This window comes from Nocardioides ganghwensis (assembly GCF_014779655.1).
GTDB classification, from domain to species: domain Bacteria; phylum Actinomycetota; class Actinomycetes; order Propionibacteriales; family Nocardioidaceae; genus Nocardioides; species Nocardioides ganghwensis.
In genome coordinates, this window is record NZ_JACXYX010000001.1 from 446,832 (window position 1) to 464,649 (window position 17,818).

General features: G+C 71.9%; 14 protein-coding genes. 8 read left to right on the forward strand and 6 right to left on the reverse strand.

Features of this window, described 5'->3' with window-relative positions; genetic code table 11:
• Nucleotides 1-5: 5 nt before the first annotated feature.
• On the reverse strand, nt 6-1,358 hold the full coding sequence (locus IEZ24_RS02135) for a hypothetical protein (RefSeq protein ID WP_242498611.1): 1,353 nt from the start codon (nt 1,356-1,358) through the stop codon (nt 6-8).
• A gap of 2 nt (nt 1,359-1,360) precedes the next feature.
• Nucleotides 1,361-1,795 carry a hypothetical protein gene (locus tag IEZ24_RS02140; protein WP_242498610.1) on the reverse strand — a complete coding sequence of 145 codons (435 nt, stop codon included), beginning with the start codon at nt 1,793-1,795 and terminating at the stop codon, nt 1,361-1,363.
• A 99-nt stretch (nt 1,796-1,894) separates the two neighbouring features.
• On the opposite strand from IEZ24_RS02140, the gene IEZ24_RS02145 reads away from it, so the two are divergent.
• From IEZ24_RS02145 to IEZ24_RS02160, 4 genes are all read left to right on the forward strand, one after another.
• Nucleotides 1,895-3,364 carry a WS/DGAT/MGAT family O-acyltransferase gene (locus IEZ24_RS02145; protein WP_129456920.1) on the forward strand — a complete coding sequence of 490 codons (1,470 nt, stop codon included), beginning with the start codon at nt 1,895-1,897 and terminating at the stop codon, nt 3,362-3,364.
• Entirely contained in the window at nt 3,361-3,705 is a 345-nt protein-coding gene (locus tag IEZ24_RS02150; protein ID WP_129456919.1) for a DUF6912 family protein, read from the forward strand. Before IEZ24_RS02145 ends, IEZ24_RS02150 begins: the two co-directional genes overlap by 4 nt.
• 32 nt (nt 3,706-3,737) lie before the next feature.
• Complete coding sequence (gene pruA / locus IEZ24_RS02155) at nt 3,738-5,366, forward strand: L-glutamate gamma-semialdehyde dehydrogenase (protein WP_129456918.1); 1,629 nt, start codon at nt 3,738-3,740, stop codon at nt 5,364-5,366.
• Between the two features lie 97 nt (nt 5,367-5,463).
• Nucleotides 5,464-5,607: a hypothetical protein gene (locus IEZ24_RS02160; protein WP_165356207.1), complete on the forward strand. Its 144-nt coding sequence runs from the start codon at nt 5,464-5,466 to the stop codon at nt 5,605-5,607.
• 72 nt (nt 5,608-5,679) lie between these two features.
• Here the strand turns inward: IEZ24_RS02160 and IEZ24_RS02165 are convergent, their stop codons facing one another.
• Nucleotides 5,680-6,150 carry a DUF2505 domain-containing protein gene (locus IEZ24_RS02165; RefSeq protein ID WP_129456917.1) on the reverse strand — a complete coding sequence of 157 codons (471 nt, stop codon included), beginning with the start codon at nt 6,148-6,150 and terminating at the stop codon, nt 5,680-5,682.
• A gap of 149 nt (nt 6,151-6,299) precedes the next feature.
• Here IEZ24_RS02165 and IEZ24_RS02170 point away from each other — a divergent pair, with 149 nt between their 5' ends.
• Entirely contained in the window at nt 6,300-11,153 is a 4,854-nt protein-coding gene (locus IEZ24_RS02170; RefSeq protein ID WP_129456916.1) for an NAD-glutamate dehydrogenase, read from the forward strand.
• A 106-nt stretch (nt 11,154-11,259) separates the two neighbouring features.
• Here the strand turns inward: IEZ24_RS02170 and IEZ24_RS02175 are convergent, their stop codons facing one another.
• Together IEZ24_RS02175 and IEZ24_RS02180 are read right to left on the reverse strand one after the other, a co-directional pair.
• Complete coding sequence (locus tag IEZ24_RS02175; protein ID WP_129456915.1) at nt 11,260-12,030, reverse strand: sulfite exporter TauE/SafE family protein; 771 nt, start codon at nt 12,028-12,030, stop codon at nt 11,260-11,262.
• Entirely contained in the window at nt 12,027-12,740 is a 714-nt protein-coding gene (locus tag IEZ24_RS02180) for a FadR/GntR family transcriptional regulator (RefSeq protein WP_129456914.1), read from the reverse strand. Before IEZ24_RS02180 ends, IEZ24_RS02175 begins: the two co-directional genes overlap by 4 nt.
• Before the next feature lie 118 nt (nt 12,741-12,858).
• On the opposite strand from IEZ24_RS02180, the gene IEZ24_RS02185 reads away from it, so the two are divergent.
• The 3 genes from IEZ24_RS02185 to IEZ24_RS02195 are packed head-to-tail and all read left to right on the forward strand — an operon-like array spanning nt 12,859 to nt 16,833.
• On the forward strand, nt 12,859-14,184 hold the full coding sequence (locus IEZ24_RS02185; protein ID WP_129456913.1) for an SLC13 family permease: 1,326 nt from the start codon (nt 12,859-12,861) through the stop codon (nt 14,182-14,184).
• A 1-nt stretch (nt 14,185) separates the two neighbouring features.
• Nucleotides 14,186-15,361: a CaiB/BaiF CoA transferase family protein gene (locus tag IEZ24_RS02190; protein ID WP_129456912.1), complete on the forward strand. Its 1,176-nt coding sequence runs from the start codon at nt 14,186-14,188 to the stop codon at nt 15,359-15,361.
• Nucleotides 15,358-16,833, forward strand: coding sequence for an acetyl-CoA carboxylase carboxyltransferase subunit alpha/beta (locus IEZ24_RS02195; protein WP_242498609.1), 1,476 nt, complete (start codon nt 15,358-15,360; stop codon nt 16,831-16,833). Before IEZ24_RS02190 ends, IEZ24_RS02195 begins: the two co-directional genes overlap by 4 nt.
• Before the next feature lie 27 nt (nt 16,834-16,860).
• Here IEZ24_RS02195 and ku read toward each other — a convergent pair whose 3' ends face one another.
• Entirely contained in the window at nt 16,861-17,811 is a 951-nt protein-coding gene (gene ku, locus IEZ24_RS02200) for a non-homologous end joining protein Ku (RefSeq protein WP_129456911.1), read from the reverse strand.
• Between the last annotated feature and the right edge of the window lie 7 nt (nt 17,812-17,818).

Here is a 17,818-nt window from a genome sequence, read left to right on the forward strand (position 1 = left end):
CACCCTCACGCCGCGAACAGCAGGTACAGGCCTCCGACGGTGAACCCCACCATCGCGAGCAGCAGCGGCAGCTGACCGGTCAGCTGGTGCCGCCGCGGCAACAGCTTGACGGCGCGGTCGTGTGCGGCCACGACGCCCACGACGTGCCCCAGCGCCACCGCGAGGACCTTGGTGACCGCGAGGAACGTGGGGTGCATCGACAGCCAGTAGTTGACCTGCAGGTCGGCCGTGCCGAGGTAGTCGTCGCCGCGGGTGAACGGGTCGCTCAGCTGGATGACCGTCTGCTGGCCGTACTCGACGAAGTAGGTCAGGTAGTGCGCGACGATGTAGCCGACGATGATCGGCACCACCGAGTGGGCGAAGAGGTCCGGCAGCGCGCGCCGCGGCGTGCCGGGCGTGACTCCGGTGGCCATCGTCGCAGCCGTCAGGACCACCCCCACGCCGGCGGAGAAGGCCACGAGGGCGAGCGTGTCGGGCAGGACCCGGGGCATCGACATCTCCTGGACCACGCCCAGCCAGGCGGTCGACTCGCGGAAGGAGTCGAAGGCGGTGCTGCCGAACAGCACGGCCACGACCGCCACCAGTCCGGGGCGGGCCACGACGGTGTCGAGGTTGGCCAGCGGGCTCCGCAGCACCAGCCGCCCCTCGCGCCGGCCCCAGACCGACAGCTTCGCCACGAGCGAGGAGTAGACCTCGAACGGGTCGGCGCGCGCCAGGAAGGTGGTGCCGAACAGGGCTGAGCCGACGAACATGATGCCGAGGTAGGCGGCGCACCACAGGCGTACGGGGCCGAGGTCGGTGGAGCCGGGGTAGACCAGCTCGAGCCAGACGAAGGAGAACAGCCCGGCCGCCGCCGGCCAGTAGCCCAGGCGCGCCGGATAGGCGTACAGGCCCTCACCCTCCCGGACGCCGGAGACCTTCGCGAACAGCATGCTGATCGTGCGCGCCGGGCTGATCGCCCGGAACACCGGTCCGAGCAGCAGCGAGGCGGGCACCAGCCCGACCCAGAGCAGCACGTAGAACGTGCCGAGGAATGGGTTGATCAGGGTGTCCTGGCCGAAGACCGCCGCCGCGCCCACGTAGAGGAAGAACGCCATGCCCAGCACCCGCGCCGCTACGGCCAGAGCGGTCGAGGAGACGAACCGGTCCAGCCACTCCGGTGCGGGGCGCCCGCTGGTCGCGGGGTCGTAGCGCGGCTCGCGCCAGGCGACGGCCAGGACGGTGAAGGAGATGACAAGGGCGGCCACCGCGCCGGCGATGGCGAGCTCGGAGGGGATCGGCAGGTCCTTGGCGCCACCGAGGCCGTGCGCCGAGATCGCCCCGCCCACGTCGGACAGGTGCGTGCCGGAGGCGCCCACGCTCAGCGGACCTCGAGCTGCAGCACGATGAGGTCGGGGTCGTGGCTCTCGACCTCGACCACACCGGGCCGGTCGATGGTGATCTCGTGCTCGGAGGCGCCCGCCTCGTAGGAGATGTCCTGCTCCGGCGTGCTGTGGACGTGGAGCTCCCCGGCCTCGTCGGCGTCGATGGTCAGCACGAGGGTCTGGTCGACGCCGAGCTCGACGCGCTCGCCGTTGGGGGTGAAGCTGTCGCCCTCGCGGGTCACCGTCACGGCGACCGTGTCATCGTCGGTGGAGGGGGACTGCGACGTCGCAGACGGGTCGGTGTCTCCGTCGGCGGAGGGGGACTGGGACGTCGCAGGCGGGTCCGTGTCACCGTCACCACCACAGGCGGACAGCGCCGCGGCCAGGACGAGGACGACGGGGGCGAGACGCGCGAGGACGCGACCGGACACAGGCAACTCCTTCGGTGGTGCAGGGCTCTGCCAGAATCCCATGAGGACAAAGGACTCCGACGAGAGGGCACCACATGAGTGAGCGCAGCGAGTGCGTGCATGAGTGAACGGCTCCGGCCGCGGGACCTGGCCATCCTGGCCGCCGAGTCGCCCACGACGCCCATGCACAACGCCACGGTGGAGATCTTCGACCCGGGCACGTCCGGCTTCGACCACGACCGGCTCGTGCAGCTGATCGCCGACCGGATCGCCTTCGTCCCCCGCTACCGCCAGCGACTGCAGCTCGTGCCGGGCCGGCTGGCAAACCCGGCCTGGGTGGACGACGAGAACTTCGACCTCGGCTACCACGTACGCCGCTCCGCGCTGCCGCGTCCCGGCTCCATGGACCAGCTGCGCGAGCTCGTCGCCCGCATCGCGTCGCGCCCGCTCGACCGCAGCCGTCCGCTGTGGGAGTGCTACTTCGTCGAGGGCCTCGAGCACGGCCGCGTCGCCCTGCTCACCAAGAGCCACCAGATCCTCGTCGACGGCCGCGAGACCGTCGACATCGGCCAGGTCCTGCTCGACACGTCCGCGGACCGGTCCACGCTGGGCCACGACGACGACTGGCGGCCCCGGCGCGCGGCGGGGCCGGTGGCGGCCGCGCTCAACGCGGTCACCGACAGCCTCGAGCGGCCGAGCACGGTCTGGATGACCACCCGCGCCAACGCCGAGGCGCTGGGCCGACGGGCCTCCGCCTCGGGCGCCCGGGTCGCCGAGGTCGCCCACGCGCTGTCCGGGCGTGGCCCCGTGCACTCCACCCCGGTGCACCGCCGGCTCTCGCAGCAGCGGCGCTTCGTCACCGTCCGCACCGAGCTGCCCGACTACCGGGCGATCCGCGAGGTGCACGGCGGCACCGTCAACGACGTCATCCTCGCCACCCTCGCCGGCGGCCTGCGCGGCTGGCTGATGACGCGGGCCGAGTCGATGGCCGGCCTCAAGGCGATCAAGGCGTTCGTGCCCATGTCGGTCATCGACGACGAGCTCGAGGCGACCTCGCTCGGCAGCCAGGTCACCGGCCACGTGGTCAACCTGCCGATCAGCGAGCCCAGCCCGGTCGTACGCCTGCACCAGGTCAGCTACGACCTCAAGGCCCACCGCGACAACGGCCGCAACGTCTCGGCCCGGCGGCTCTCCGGCATCGCGGGCTTCGCGCCGACCACCTTCCACGCCCTGGGGTCCCGGCTCGCAGCGGCCGAGCTGCGGCACGGCTTCCACGTCTCGATCACCAACGTGCCGGGTCCGCAGTTCCCGCTCTACGCCGACGGCGCGCGGATGCTGGAGTCGTACCCCGTCCACCCGCTGCTGCCCGACCACCCGCTCGCGATCGGGGTGACGTCCTACGACGGCGGGGTGTTCTACGGCATCACCACCGACCGCGACGCCGTGCCCGACGCCGACCTCCTCGGCCAGTGCGTGCTCGAGTCGCTCGAGGAGCTCAAGGACTCCGCCTCCGACACCCGGCCGCGTGCCCCGCGCGGCCGCAAGGGCGCAGGGACCAGGCGCCGGCCCCAGAAGGCAGGCCCCGAGTGACCCGCCGCTACGCCCCCTCCACGCTGCCCCGCCTCGCCGAGGACCGGGAGGCCGACGGCCCGCGGCTGGTCGACGCCGTCGTCGCCTCCGACGACGGCGAGGAGAGCGAGTACGCCGCGCTCATGACCGCTGCGGACGCCTCCGCCGAGCTGGTGGCCGGGCTCCCCGACGGTCGGCGACGCCGGGTCGTGGTCGTCGTCGAGACAGCCGACGTCGCCTCGCCCGCGACCTGGCGCGACGTGGTCGCGGTGCACGTCGACAGCGACGACGACGCGGACCCCGACGACGACCTCGCGTGGTGGGCGACGCAGGAGGTCGACGACCTCCTCGCCTCCCTTTGAGGCCCGCGGCCGTCTCTGACACGATCAGCGGCATGGACGCGATCACCTTTCCTCCGGCTCCCACCAACGAGCCGAACCTGACCTACGCCCCCGGCAGCCCGGAGCGGGAGACCCTCGTCGCCGAGCTGGCCCGGCTGGAGAAGAAGCAGCAGTCCTTCCGGGCCGTGATCGGCGGCAAGCGCCGCAACGGCGGCGGCGCGGAGATCAAGGTCGTCCAGCCGCACGACCACGCCCACGTGCTCGGCACGCTGAAGAACTCGACGACCAAGGACGCCGAAGCCGCGATCAAGGCCGCTGCCGACGCCGCGCCGGCGTGGCGGGCGATGCCGTTCGACGAGCGGTGCGCGATCCTGCTCAAGGCCGCCGACCTGCTGGCCGGTCCGTGGCGCCAGACGCTCAACGCCGCCACCATGCTCGGCCAGTCGAAGACCGCGTTCCAGGCCGAGATCGACGCGGCGTGCGAGCTGATCGACTTCTGGCGGTTCAACGTCCACTACGCCAAGCAGATCCTCACCGACCAGCCGATCGCCAACAGCCCCGGCATCTGGAACCGCACCGACCACCGCCCGCTCGAGGGCTTCGTCTACGCGATCACGCCGTTCAACTTCACCGCGATCGCGGGCAACCTGCCCACCGCGCCGGCGCTGATGGGCAACACGGTGATCTGGAAGCCGTCTCCGACGCAGCAGCTGGCCGCGTCGCTGACGATGGAGCTGCTCGAGGAGGCCGGCATGCCCCCCGGCGTGATCAACATGCTGCCCGGTGACGGCCTCGACGTCTCGAAGGTCGCCCTGGCCCACCGCGACCTCGCCGGCATCCACTTCACCGGCTCGACCCCGACGTTCCAGCACCTGTGGCGCACGGTCGGGGAGAACATCACCGGCTACCGCTCCTACCCGCGCATCGTGGGCGAGACCGGCGGCAAGGACTTCATCGTCGCCCACCCCAGCGCCGACCCCGACGTGCTGCGCGTCGCGATGATCCGCGGTGCCTTCGAGTTCCAGGGCCAGAAGTGCTCGGCCGCGTCGCGGGCCTACGTGCCGAGGTCGGTGTGGGTGAAGATCAAGGACCAGCTGATCGCCGACACCGAGGCGCTGTCGATGGGCGACGTCACCGACCTGTCGCACTTCATGGGCGCGGTGATCGACGACCGGGCCTTCGCCAAGCACAAGGCCGCGATCGCGCGGGCCAAGCGCCAGAAGCACCTCACCGTCCTGGCCGGCGGTCAGACCGACGACTCGGTCGGCTGGTTCGTGCGGCCCACGATCGTGGAGTCGACCGACCCGACCGACCAGATGTTCTCCGACGAGTACTTCGGCCCGATCCTCGCGGTCCACGTCTACGACGACGCGCGCTTCGAGAAGGTCGTCGAGCAGATGGAGTCGTTCGCCCCGTACGCCCTGACCGGGGCGATCATCGCCCAGGACCGGGCGGCCGTCGCGTGGGCCCGCAAGACGCTGCGCTTCGCGGCCGGCAACTTCTACATCAACGACAAGCCGACCGGTGCCGTCGTGGGCCAGCAGCCGTTCGGCGGCGGTCGCGCGTCGGGCACCAACGACAAGGCCGGCGCCGCGGTCAACCTGCTGCGCTGGACCTCGCCGCGCTCGATCAAGGAGACCTTCGTGCCGCCGAAGGACCACCGCTACCCGCACCAGGGCTGACCGTCGTCGACACGATCGGGGAGTGCCGGCCTGCCTGGGGCGAGCCCGTGCTCCCCGATGTCGCCGGGTGCAGGTCGGGAGTGGGAGGATCGACCGCGTGATCCCCCTTCACCTGGGCTCGCTGCACCCGTACGAGCAGGCGCTGACCCTGCTGCTGGCCTTCGGCCCGTTCGTGGTGCTCGGGTTCGTGGTGTGGCGGCGCCGGGGCGAGGACGAGCGGCGTACCTCCAGCGGTGAGTGACGCAGGTTCTCGCACCCGAGAACCTGTCCCGCTCACCGCCCGTTCACGACCGCCCGGTCGTGCCAGGTGGAGCTAGCGCTTCAGCCACTCCACGCCGACCCGGTGCTCGACGTCGAGGGCGTGGCCGACCATCTCGGCGATCATCGACTCGATCTTCCCGCCGACCAGCGGGATCCGTACGCTCACCGCGAGCTCGACGGTCTCGGTCGTCGTGCCGCCGGCCTCGACCAGCACGAGGGTGCCGACCGCGTCGCCGGGCTTCCCGGGGATGGCGAGCTCCACGTCGGCGCCGTGCGCCGAGGTCCAGGTCTCGGTCTGCACGATCACGATCTCGTCGCCGACGAACTTGCGGGCGAAGGCCGGGATGTCGTCGGCGGAGCGCACCTGCTCGATCCGCGCGACGTCGCCGTCGATGTCGACGGAGCCACGCACGACGCGCTGACGCTCGAGCACCGCCTCGCGGAACGCGACGTCGTCGAGCATGGCGGCCACGGCCTCGGCCGGGGCGTCGTACGTCAGCTGCTTGGTGAGCTTCGTGCTCATCGTGACCACCGCATCCTGTGTCGTCGTCGTGTGTCGTCGAGGGCCAGGACACGGGTCCGGACCAGGCGCCCATCATGGCCCAGATGCGGCCCCGACACGCAGCAAGGACCCCGTGTTGTGGTGGTCACACATGGGTCTAGGGTCGGAGCGTGGCGACGCCTGACGAGACCAAGGACCGACAGCTCGACGCAGCGACGGAGGCACGTCCCGAGTGGGGCGAACTGCTGCGCGCCTACTACCGGCACGTGGCGCCGGAAGACGTCTCGGAGCGGTCCCCGGAGGACCTGCTCGGCGCCGTCGCATCACACCGCGAGCTCGCGTCGTCGCGGCCGCAGGGCACGGCCGCCGTACGGGTCGTGACGCCCACCATCACCGACTCCGGCTGGTCGGCGTCGGGTCGCTCCGTCGTCGAGGTCGTCACCGACGACATGCCCTTCCTCGTCGACTCGGTGACGATGGAGCTCAACCGCCTCGGGCACACCGTGCACGCGGTCGTGCACCCCCAGTTCCACGTCGAGCGCGACATCACCGGCGAGCTCCAGCACGTCCACGCCCACGAGCCGCAGGCCGGCTCGCGCGACGGCGCCGAGTCGTGGATGCACGTCGAGATCGACCGCACCGACGACGACGAGGCCGCGGAGATCACCGAGGGCCTGCAGCGGGTCCTGCGCGACGTGCGCGAGTCCGTCGAGGACTGGGAGAAGATGCACGCGCAGGCCCTCGCGGTGGTCGCCGAGCTCGACCAGGACCCGCCGCCCCTGTCGGCGGAGGAGCTGCGCCAGGGCCGCGACTTCCTCACCTGGCTGGCCGACGACCACTTCACGTTCCTCGGCTACCGCGAGTACCAGCTCGAGGCGGAGGAAGGCGCCCCGGAGGAGTGCGGGCTGCGCGCCGTCCCCGGCTCCGGCCTCGGCATCCTGCGCCACGACCAGGACCTGTCGGCCTCGTTCGCCAAGCTGCCGCCGCTGGTCAAGGCCAAGGCCCGGGAGAAGAAGCTCCTCGTGCTGGCCAAGGCCAACTCGCGCGCCACCGTGCACCGCCCCGCCTACCTCGACTACGTCGGGGTGAAGACCTTCGGCCCCGACGGCGAGGTCGTCGGCGAGCGCCGCTTCCTCGGCCTGTTCTCCAGCGCCGCGTACACCGAGTCCGTCACCCGGATCCCGGTGCTGCGCGAGAAGGTCGACGAGGTGATGCAGCACGCCGGCTTCGACCCGCGCAGCCACGCCGGCAAGGCCCTCATGGACACGCTGGAGAACTACCCGCGCGACGAGCTGTTCCACACCTCGCCCGACGAGCTGGCCCCGGTCGCGCAGGACGTGATGAGCGCCCGCGAGCGCCGGCAGCTGCGCGCGTTCGTGCGCCGCGACACCTACGGCCGCTACGTCTCGGTCCTGGTCTACCTGCCCCGCGACCGCTACAGCACCGCCGTGCGCGAGCGGTTCTCCGACATCCTGCGCGACCAGCTCGGAGGCGAGCACGTCGAGTTCACCGCCCGGGTCAACGAGTCCACCACCGCCCGCGTGCACTTCGTCGTCCACCCGCCCAAGGGCGCCCAGGTCCCCGAGATCGACGTCGCCGACCTCGAGCGCCGGCTGATGGAGGCCTCCCGCTCCTGGCGCGACGACTTCATGGCCGCCGTCGTCAGCGAGTACGGCGTGGACCGCGGCTCGCAGCTCGCGCGCGCCTGGGCCGACGCCTTCCCGGAGGCCTACAAGGAGGACTACGACCCCTCGCGCGGATCGGCCGACCTCGGCCGGATCGAGGCGATCGAGGGCGCCGAGGGCATCGACCTCGCCCTCTTCGACCAGGACCAGCAGACCGGCACCTACCGCCGCGGCGAGTCGCGGCTCAAGGTGTTCCGGGTGGGGGAGCCGCTGTCGCTGAGCGCGGTGCTCCCGATGCTCACCTCGATGGGTGTCGAGGTCGTCGACGAGCGCCCGTACGAGCTCTCCGGGCTCGGCCGGCCGACCTACATCTACGAGTTCGGCCTGCGGCACGGCCGCGCCCTGTCCTCCCACGAGCGCACCCTGTTCGCCGAGGCGCTGCGCGCGGTGTGGGACGGCTACAACGAGATCGACGGCTTCAACCAGCTCGTCCTCGCCGCCGGCCTCACCTGGCGGCAGGCGACGGTGCTCCGGGCGTACGCCAAGTACGCCCGCCAGGGCGGCTCGCCGTTCGCGCTCGACTACATCGAGGAGGCGCTGCGCAGCAACGTCGACATCACCCGGCTGCTCGTCGAGCTGTTCGAGTCGCGCTTCGACCCCGGCCGCGGTGACCGCGCGCTCGAGCACGACGCCGAGGCGCGGGTGACCAAGGTCGAGGCGATCGAGGAGCGCCTCGCCCGCGCGCTCGACGAGGTCGTCAGCCTCGACCACGACCGCATCCTGCGCTCCTACCGCACCCTCGTCCGGGCGACGCTGCGCACCAACTTCTTCCAGCGTTCGGCCGACGGCGAGGTCCACCCCTACATCTCCTTCAAGCTCGAGCCGTCGGCGATCCCCGACCTGCCCGAGCCGCGCCCGCGCTTCGAGATCTTCGTCTACAGCCCGCGGGTCGAGGGCTCGCACCTGCGCTTCGGTGCCGTCGCCCGCGGCGGCCTGCGCTGGTCGGACCGACGCGACGACTTCCGCACCGAGGTGCTCGGGCTGGTCAAGGCCCAGATGGTCAAGAACACCGTCATCGTGCCGGTCGGCGCGAAGGGCGCGTTCTTCTGCAAGCAGCTGCCTGACTCCTCCGACCGCGACGCGTGGATGGCCGAGGGCGTGGCCTGCTACAAGACGTTCATCTCCGGCCTGCTCGACATCACCGACAACCTCGTCGGCGGCGAGAACGTGCCCCCGCGCGACGTCGTGCGCCACGACGGCGACGACTCCTACCTCGTGGTCGCGGCCGACAAGGGCACCGCGACGTTCTCCGACATCGCCAACGGCGTGGCGAAGGACTACGGCTTCTGGCTCGGCGACGCCTTCGCCTCCGGCGGCTCGGTCGGCTACGACCACAAGGCCATGGGCATCACCGCCAAGGGTGCGTGGGTCTCGGTGCAGCGGCACTTCCGCGAGATGGGCGTCGACTGCCAGGCCGAGGACTTCACCGCAGTCGGCATCGGAGACATGTCCGGCGACGTCTTCGGCAACGGCATGCTCTGCTCGGAGCACACCCGGCTGGTGGCGGCCTTCGACCACCGCGACATCTTCATCGACCCCGAGCCCGACGCGGCCGCCTCGTACGTCGAGCGACGCCGGCTCTTCGAGCTGCCGCGGTCGAGCTGGAAGGACTACGACACCTCGCTGATCTCCGAGGGCGGCGGCGTCTGGTCGCGCTCGGCCAAGTCGATCCCGGTGTCGGCGCAGGCCCGCAAGGCGCTGGGGCTCGATGCCGGCGTCACCGCGCTGACCCCGGCCGAGCTCATGAAGGCGATCCTGCTCGCCCCGGTCGACCTGCTCTGGAACGGCGGCATCGGCACCTACGTGAAGTCCTCCGAGGAGACCAACGCCGACGCCGGCGACAAGGCCAACGACGCGATCCGCGTCAACGGCCAGGACCTGCGCGCCCGCTGCATCGGCGAGGGCGGCAACCTCGGCTTCACCCAGCTCGGTCGCGTGGAGTACGCCCGGTTCGGCGCCGACGGCGACGGCGGCCGGATGAACACCGACTTCATCGACAACTCCGCCGGCGTCGACACCTCCGACCACGAGGTCAACATCAAGATCCTCCTCGACCGGGTCGTGCGCTCGGGGGAGATGGACGAGGACGCCCGCAACGAGCTGCTCGCCGAGATGACCGAGGAGGTGGGCGAGCTGGTGCTGCGCGACAACTACGAGCAGAACCTCGCGCTCGCCAACGCCGAGGCGCACGCGCCGTCGCTGCTGCACGTCCACGAGGACTGGATGCGCGCGCTGGAGCGCCGCGGGGTGCTCAACCGTGAGCTCGAGGGCCTGCCGTCGACGCGCCAGGTCAAGCGCCGGCTGGACCGCAACCAGGCGCTGTCGGCTCCCGAGCTGTCGGTGCTGATGGCGTGGACCAAGATCGTGCTCGCCGACGAGCTGATCGAGTCCGACCTGCCCGACGACCCCTACCTGCGCGAGGACCTGCTCGCCTACTTCCCGAGCCGCATGAAGCCCGACCTCGAGGCGGCCATCGAGGACCACCCGCTGCGCCGGCAGATCATCGTGACCCAGGTCGTCAACGACCTGGTCAACGGCGCCGGCATGACGTTCTGGCCGCGGCTGCAGGGCGAGACCGGGGCGAACGCCGCCGACCTGACCCGCGCCAACTTCGTCGCCCGCGAGATCTTCGGCTCGCTGCCGATGCGCAAGGAGATCGCGGCACTGGACAACCGGGTGCCGGCCGAGCGCCAGACCCGGATGCGGATCGAGATGCGTACGCTCGTCGAGCGCGCGTCACGGTGGCTGGTCACCAACCGCCGTCCGCCGCTCGACTCCAGTGCGACCGTCGAGTTCTTCCGTGGTCCCGTGATGGCCGTGATGGCCGAGCTGCCGAGCATCATGAGCGGCCGGGAGCTCGACGACTACAAGGCCCGGGAGAAGCGCCTCACCGACCAGGGCGTGCCCGACGACCTCGCCTCGCGGGTCGCGGTGCTGGCCCCGGCGTACGCCCTGCTCGGCATCGTCGAGACCGCCGACCGGCTGGACCTCGACCCGGTCGAGGTGGCACGGGTCCACTTCGCGCTGGGGGAGCGGCTCGGGCTGCCCGCGCTGGTCGAGCGGATCTTCGCGCTGCCGCGCGACGACCGCTGGCAGACGATGGCCCGGGCGGCGGTGCGCGACGACCTCTACGGCGTGCACCAGCAGCTGACCGCCCAGGTGCTGGAGTCCACCAGCGCGGACGACGCGGCGCCCGTCCGGGTGGCCGAGTGGGAGAACGCCGACCAGGAGCTGATCGGCCGCTCGGCCGCGACGCTGGAGGAGATCTGCCGCGAGGACACCGCGGAGCTGGCCCGGCTGTCGGTCGGCCTGCGCGTCGTACGCGGCCTGCTGTCCTGACGTCATGGCGACCGGTCGCGCGAGCGACCGCCGCCCATGACGTACGCGCCTGGCGTCATGGCGACCGGTCGTCCCCGCGGCCACCGGCCATGACGTCCGGCGCGGGTCAGAACAGCAGGACGGCCGCCACGACGCCGGCCGCGACGACGGCCCAGCGGAACACCGCGTCGGGGAGCTTGCGACCGATGCGGGCGCCGACGTAGCCGCCGACCAGCGAGCCGGCGGCGAGCAGCGCGACGACGTCCCAGCGCGGGTCGGCGACGACCACGAAGACGAGGCCGGCGACGATGTTGCCGACCATCAGCGACAGCGTCTTGAGGCCGTTGACGATGCGCAGCTCGAGGTCGGTGCCGATCCCCAGGACCGCGACCATCATGACGCCGGCGCCGGCCCCGAAGTAGCCGCCGTAGATGCCCGTGACGGTGGCGAACACCGTCGTGGCCGGCGACATGTGCCGCCGCTCGGCGAGCCGCTCGCCGTGGCGCTGCTCGTGGCGCTCCCGCAGCCAGCGGGCGATGCGCGGCTGGACCCCGACGAGCAGGCAGGTGAAGAGGATGAGGTACGGGACGATGGCCTCGAAGACGCCCGGTGGCAGGCCGAGCAGCAGCGCGGCCCCGGTCACCCCGCCCAGGGCGCACACCGCCACGATCGCGCGAGCGATCCGGCCCGCCTCGCGGACCTCCGCGCGATAGCCGAGGACGCCGCCGAGGCCGCCGGGGATCAGGCCGAGCGTGTTGGACACGTTGGCCACGACGGGCGGCAGGCCCAGCGCGACGAGCACGGGGAAGCTCAGGAGCGAGGCCACCCCGACCGTGGAGGACAGCACGCCGGCGCCGAGCCCGGTCAGCAGCACCAGGACGGCCTCCGGCCCGATCACTCCTCGTCTCGCAGCAGGGCGACGTCGCTGACCATCTCGACGTGGGCGTGCATCGCGGCGGACGCGGCCCGGGGGTCGCCGGCGCGGATCGCCTCGGCGATGGCGCGGTGGCCGGCCAGCGAGTCCTGCGGACGTCCCGGCTGGCCGAGGGACTCGAGGCGGGTCTCCTTGACCAGGTCGCCGATCTCGTCCATGAGCCGGGCGAGCAGCAGCGAGTGGGAGGCGGCGGTGACGGCGCCGTGGAAGCGCTCGTCGCCCTCGACGCCCCGGCCGCCGGCCTCGATGTCGGCCTCCATGAAGGCCAGCGCGTCGTCGATCCTCGCGAGGTCCTCCTCGGTGCGGCGGACCGCGGCGAGCGCGGCGATCTTGGTCTCGAGCGCGTCGCGGGTCTCGATGATCTCGGGCAGCCGGTCGGCGTGGTTGCGGATCGCCTCCACGATGCGGGTCGAGGTCTGGTGGCGCGCGGTGACGACCGTGCCGTCACCGTGGCGCACCTCCACGACGCCCACCACCTCGAGCGCGACGAGCGCCTGGCTGAGCGTGGCGCGGCTGACGCCGAGGCGCTGGGCCAGCTCGCGCTCGGGCGGGAGCTTGTCGCCGGCGCGGAGCCCGTTGTCGCCGATCCAGGCGGAGATCTGCCCGGCCACCTGCTCGTAGAGGCGGGTGCGGAGCAACCGGGGCGGGAACGGCGAGCCGGACGCGTCGGACATGGCACCACCCTATTGACGATCGGCTCATTGTCCTATTGGCTAGGCCACTGAGCCAGCAACGTGACGAGGGCCACCCTCCGGGCCCCGCGTGCGGCACTCGACTCGGAAGGCTTCGACTATGGGTCCGGAATGGATCGCGATCATCGCGTTGGTCGCCTTGTTCGTCATCGGCACGCTGCTGCCGATCAACATGGGAGCGCTGGCCTACGTGGCCGCGTGGTTCGTCGGCATGTACGCCCTCGACCTCGAGGAGAAGGAGATCCTCGCCGGCGTCAGCGGCGACCTCATCCTGACGCTCATCGGTGTCACGTACCTGTTCGCGATCGCGCGCAACAACGGCACCGTCGACCTCATCGTGCGTACGGCGGTGCGCGGGGTCGGCGGGCGCGTCGCGCTCATCCCGTGGGTGATGTTCGCGGTGACCGCGGTGCTCACCGGCATCGGCGCGGTGAGCCCGGCCGCCTGCGCGATCATCGGTCCCATCGCCCTCGGCTTCGCCGGCCGCTACGGCATCAGCCCGCTGATGATGGGCATGTTCGTCGTCCACGGCGCCCAGGCCGGCGGCTTCTCGCCGATCAGCATCTACGGCGTCATCACCAACTCGGTGATGGAGGACGCGGGCCTGCCGTCGAGCGAGATCACCGTCTTCCTCGCCAGCCTCGTCGTCAACACCGTGATGGCCGCGATCCTCTTCGTGGTGCTGGGCGGGCGCAAGCTGATGGCGATGCGGATCGACCCCGACGACCCCGACACGCTCGACGACGACCTGCACCGCGGCGGCGCCACCGTCCCCGCCCGCGGCTACGGCACGTCGGCGCCGACCGGCACCCAGGCCCAGGGCGTGCGGCGCGACCAGGTGCTCACCCTGCTGGCCTTCGTCGGCGTCGCGCTCGTCGCGCTGGTCTTCGACAAGAACATCGGTTTCGTCGCGATCACCGCCGCCGTCATCCTGGCGATGCTGAACGCCAACGAGCACAAGGACGCGGTCAAGCAGATCGCCTGGCCGACCGTCCTCCTCGTCGCGGGTGTCAGCACCTACGCCACGATCCTCACCACGGCCGGCTCGCCGGAGTTCGTCGGCAACTGGGCCGCCGGCCTCGGTGCGGCCGCGATCGGCGCGCTGGTCCTCTGCTACGTCGGCGGCGTCGTCTCGGCCTTCGCCTCGTCCACCGCCCTGCTGCCGGTGATCATCCCGATCGCGGTGCCGCTCATCGCCGACGGAGGCATCAACGCCGCCCTCTTCGTGGCCGCGCTCGCCGTGTCGTCGACCATCGTGGACGTCAGCCCGTTCAGCACCAACGGCGCGCTGATGCTCGCCAACAGGCCCGACTCCATCAGCGAGCCTGTCTACTACAAGCAGATCCTGGGCTACGGCGTGATCGTGACCCTGGTCGGCCCGCTGCTCGTCTGGGCAGCCCTCGTCCTCCCCGGATGGAGCAACTGACATGACCGGACCACTCGAAGACCTCCTCGTCGTCGACCTCACCCGCGCCCTGGCGGGGCCGCACGCCACCCAGATGCTGGGTGACCTCGGCGCCCGGGTGATCAAGGTCGAGGCGCCCGGCAGCGGCGACGACACCCGTGGGTGGGGGCCGCCGTTCGTCGGCGAGCCCGACGCCCGCCAGTCGACCTACTTCCTGTGCACCAACCGCAACAAGGAGTCGATCGCGCTCGACCTCAAGGACGAGGCCGACAAGGACGTGCTGGTCGGCCTCGTCGAGCGTGCCGACGTGCTGGTGGAGAACTTCCGCACCGGCGTCCTCGAGCGCCTCGGCCTGGGCATCGAGGAGCTGATGCGCCGCAACCCGCGCCTCGTCGTCCTCTCCATCACCGGCTTCGGCCACGACGGTCCCGAGGGTGGTCGCGCCGGCTACGACCAGATCGCGCAGGGCGAGGCCGGCCTGATGTCCCTCACCGGCTCCGGCCCCGACGACCCCCAGCGCGTCGGCGTACCGATCGCGGACCTGCTCTCCGGCATGTACGGCGCGTACGGCGTGCTCGCGGCGCTGCACGAGCGCGAGCGCACCGGCAGGGGGACGGTCGTGCGTACGTCGTTGCTGGCGTCGGTCGTCGGCGTGCACGCCTTCCAGGGCACCCGGTGGACCGTGGCCGGCGAGGTCGGCCGCGCCCAGGGCAACCACCACCCCTCGATCGCGCCCTACGGCCTGTTCCACTGCCGCGACGGGGCCGTGCAGATCGCGCTCGGCAGCGAGGGGCTGTGGAAGAAGTTCTGTGCGGGCTTCGGCCTCGACCCGGACGCCGAGGGCCTGGCCACCAACGGCGAGCGCGTCGGTCGGCGCGAGCAGGTGATCGAGGTCGTCGAGCAGGCCTTCGCCGACTGGGACGCCGAGCCGCTGCTCGCGCGCCTCGCCGAGATCGGGATCCCGGCCGGCAAGGTGCGCACCCTCGACGAGGTCTACGAGTGGGACCAGGTCGCCAGCCAGGGCCTGCTGGTCGACGTGGACCACCCGACGCTGGGCGGGATCACCCTCCCCGGCCCGCCGCTGCGGTTCTTCGACGGCGAGGGCACCGAGGTCACGCGGCGCGACCACGCCGCCCCGCCGCTGCTCGACCAGCACGCCGACGAGATCCGCGCCTGGATCGGCGGAGGTGGAGCGTGAGCACACCCGGGACGCAGCAGGTGACGGCCAGGCGCTGGACCGCCCACGAGCTGCTCGACCTGGTCCTCGACGAGGGCACGTTCACCTCCTGGGACGAGCCCGTCGACCTGTCGTACGCCGACGCCGACTACCGCGCCGTCCTCGAGGCGGCGGCCGCGAAGGCCGGCACCGACGAGTCCGTGCTCACCGGCCGCGGCGAGGTCCGCGGCCGACCGGTGGCGGTGGTGGTCAACGAGTTCCGCTTCCTCGCCGGCTCGATCGGTCGCGCCGCCGCCGACCGGATCACCGCGGCGGTGCGCCGCGCCACCGCGGAGGGCCTGCCGCTGCTGGCCAGCACCGCGTCGGGCGGCACCCGGATGCAGGAGGGCACGCCCGCCTTCGTGCGGATGGTCGACATCTCCCGCGCGTTGATGGACCACCGTGCCGCCGGGCTGCCCTACCTCGTGCACCTGCGCCACCCCACCACCGGCGGCGTGTACGCCTCGTGGGGCTCGCTCGGCCACGTCACCGTCGCCGAGCCCGGCGCCCTCGTCGGGTTCCTCGGGCCGAAGGTCTACGAGGGGCTCAACGGCCGCCCGTTCCGACCGGGCGTGCAGGTCGCGGAGAACCTCGCCGCGGCCGGCGTCATCGACGGTGTCGTCGCGGCCGAGGACCTGCCGGAGATGGTCGACCAGGCCCTCGCCGTGCTCGTGGACGCGCCCGGTGCGGGCCGCCTGCCGATGCGGGCGAAGCGCCCGCTCGGCGACCACGCCGCCTGGGACAGCGTCGAGCGCACCCGGCGTACGGACCGCGCCGGCGTGCGGGACCTGCTCGCCCACGGCGCCGCCGGCACGCTCCAGCTGCGCGGGACCGAGAAGGGCGAGCGCGACTCCACCGTCCTCGTCGCGCTCACCCGCCTCGACGACCAGCCGTGCGTCGTCATCGGCCAGGACCGCTCACGACAGGTGCCGGGTCACGCGATGGGCCCCGGCGCGCTGCGCGAGGCCCGCCGCGGGATGAAGATCGCCCAGGAGCTCGGGCTGCCGCTCGTCAGCGTCATCGACACCCCCGGCGCCGAGCTCTCGCCCGACGCCGAGGAGCGCGCGCTCGCCGGCGAGATCGCCCGCTGCATCGCGGCGCTGACCACCATGACGGTGCCGACGATCTCGGTGATCCTCGGCCAGGGCTGCGGGGGAGGGGCGCTGGCGTTCCTGCCGGCGCGGACGGTCATCGCGACCGAGCACGCCTGGCTCTCCCCGCTCCCGCCCGAGGGGGCCAGCCTCATCGTGCACGGCGACGTCGCCCACGCCGGGGAGATGGCCTCGCGCCAGCGCGTACGCGCCACCGACCTGCTCGCCGACGGCGTGGTGCAGCACGTGGTGCCCGAGGTCGACGGCGAGTCCGCGCGCGACCTGGCCGTCGCGGTGGCTGCCGAGATCGGCGCCCGGCTGCGCGAGCTCACGGGGCGTACGCCGGTGGCCCACGCCTCCTGAGGGCCGGCCGAGCCGACCGGGCGAGCCTCAGCTGGCCTTCTTGGCCGGCTTCTTCGCGGCGGTCTTCTTGGTGGCCGTCTTCTTGGCGGCGGCCTTCTTGGCCGGAGCCTTCTTGGCGGCCGACTTCTTCGCGGGGGCCTTCTTGGCGGCCGTCTTCCTCGCGGGCTTGTCGTCGGACTCGCCCGCGTCCTCGCCGCGCGCGGTCTTGGCGGCCGCGACCGACTTCTGCAGCGCGGCGAGCAGGTCGACCACCTCGCCCGAGGTCTTGGTGGACGTCTCGGTGCGCTTGATCTCGCCGCCCTCGATCTTGGACCTCACCAGCGCCTCGACCGCACCGGCGTAGTCGTCCTCGAACTCGCTCGCGTCGAAGTCGCCCGCGAGGGTCTCGACGAGCATGTGGGCCATCTTGACCTCCTGCGGCTTGGCGTCGTCGACCTCGACCTTGAAGTCGGGGGTGCGCACCTCGTCGGGCCACATCATCGTCTGGAGGACGATGACCTCGCCGGCCTCGGTCTCGCGCACGCGCAGCACGGCGATCGTGGTGCGCTGGCGCAGCGCGACGGTCACCACCGCCATCCGGTCGGCGTCCTTGAGGGCCTGGCGGAGGAGGGCGTACGGCTTGGCGCCGGCGCCCTCGGGCTCGAGGTAGTAGGACTTCTCGAAGAGCAACGGGTCGATCTGCTCGCGCGGCACGAACTTCTCCACCGCGATCTCGCGCGACGACGTCGACGGCAGCTCTGCCATGTCGTCGTCGGTGAGGATGACCATCTCGCCGTCCTCGGTCTCGTAGCCCTTGGCGATGTCGGCGTAGGCCACCTCCTCGCCGTCGAGGGAGCAGACGCGCTGGTACTTGATCCGGCCGCCGTCCTTGGCGTGCACCTGCCGGAAGGACACGTCGTGGCTCTCGGTGGCGGCGTAGAGCTTCACCGGGACACTGACCAGGCCGAAGGAGACCGCACCCTTCCAGATCGCACGCATGCTCCGA

Bases quoted from the DNA above. Each gene is read 5' to 3' on its own strand.
- IEZ24_RS02145 (WP_129456920.1), top strand. From the start codon at position 1,895: ATGAGTGAACGGCTCCGGCCGCGGGACCTGGCCATCCTGGCCGCCGAG.
- pruA (WP_129456918.1), top strand. From the start codon at position 3,738: ATGGACGCGATCACCTTTCCTCCGGCTCCCACCAACGAGCCGAACCTG.
- IEZ24_RS02165 (WP_129456917.1), bottom strand. From the start codon at position 6,150: ATGAGCACGAAGCTCACCAAGCAGCTGACGTACGACGCCCCGGCCGAG.
- IEZ24_RS02180 (WP_129456914.1), bottom strand. From the start codon at position 12,740: ATGTCCGACGCGTCCGGCTCGCCGTTCCCGCCCCGGTTGCTCCGCACC.
- IEZ24_RS02185 (WP_129456913.1), top strand. From the start codon at position 12,859: ATGGGTCCGGAATGGATCGCGATCATCGCGTTGGTCGCCTTGTTCGTC.
- IEZ24_RS02190 (WP_129456912.1), top strand. From the start codon at position 14,186: ATGACCGGACCACTCGAAGACCTCCTCGTCGTCGACCTCACCCGCGCC.
- ku (WP_129456911.1), bottom strand. From the start codon at position 17,811: ATGCGTGCGATCTGGAAGGGTGCGGTCTCCTTCGGCCTGGTCAGTGTC.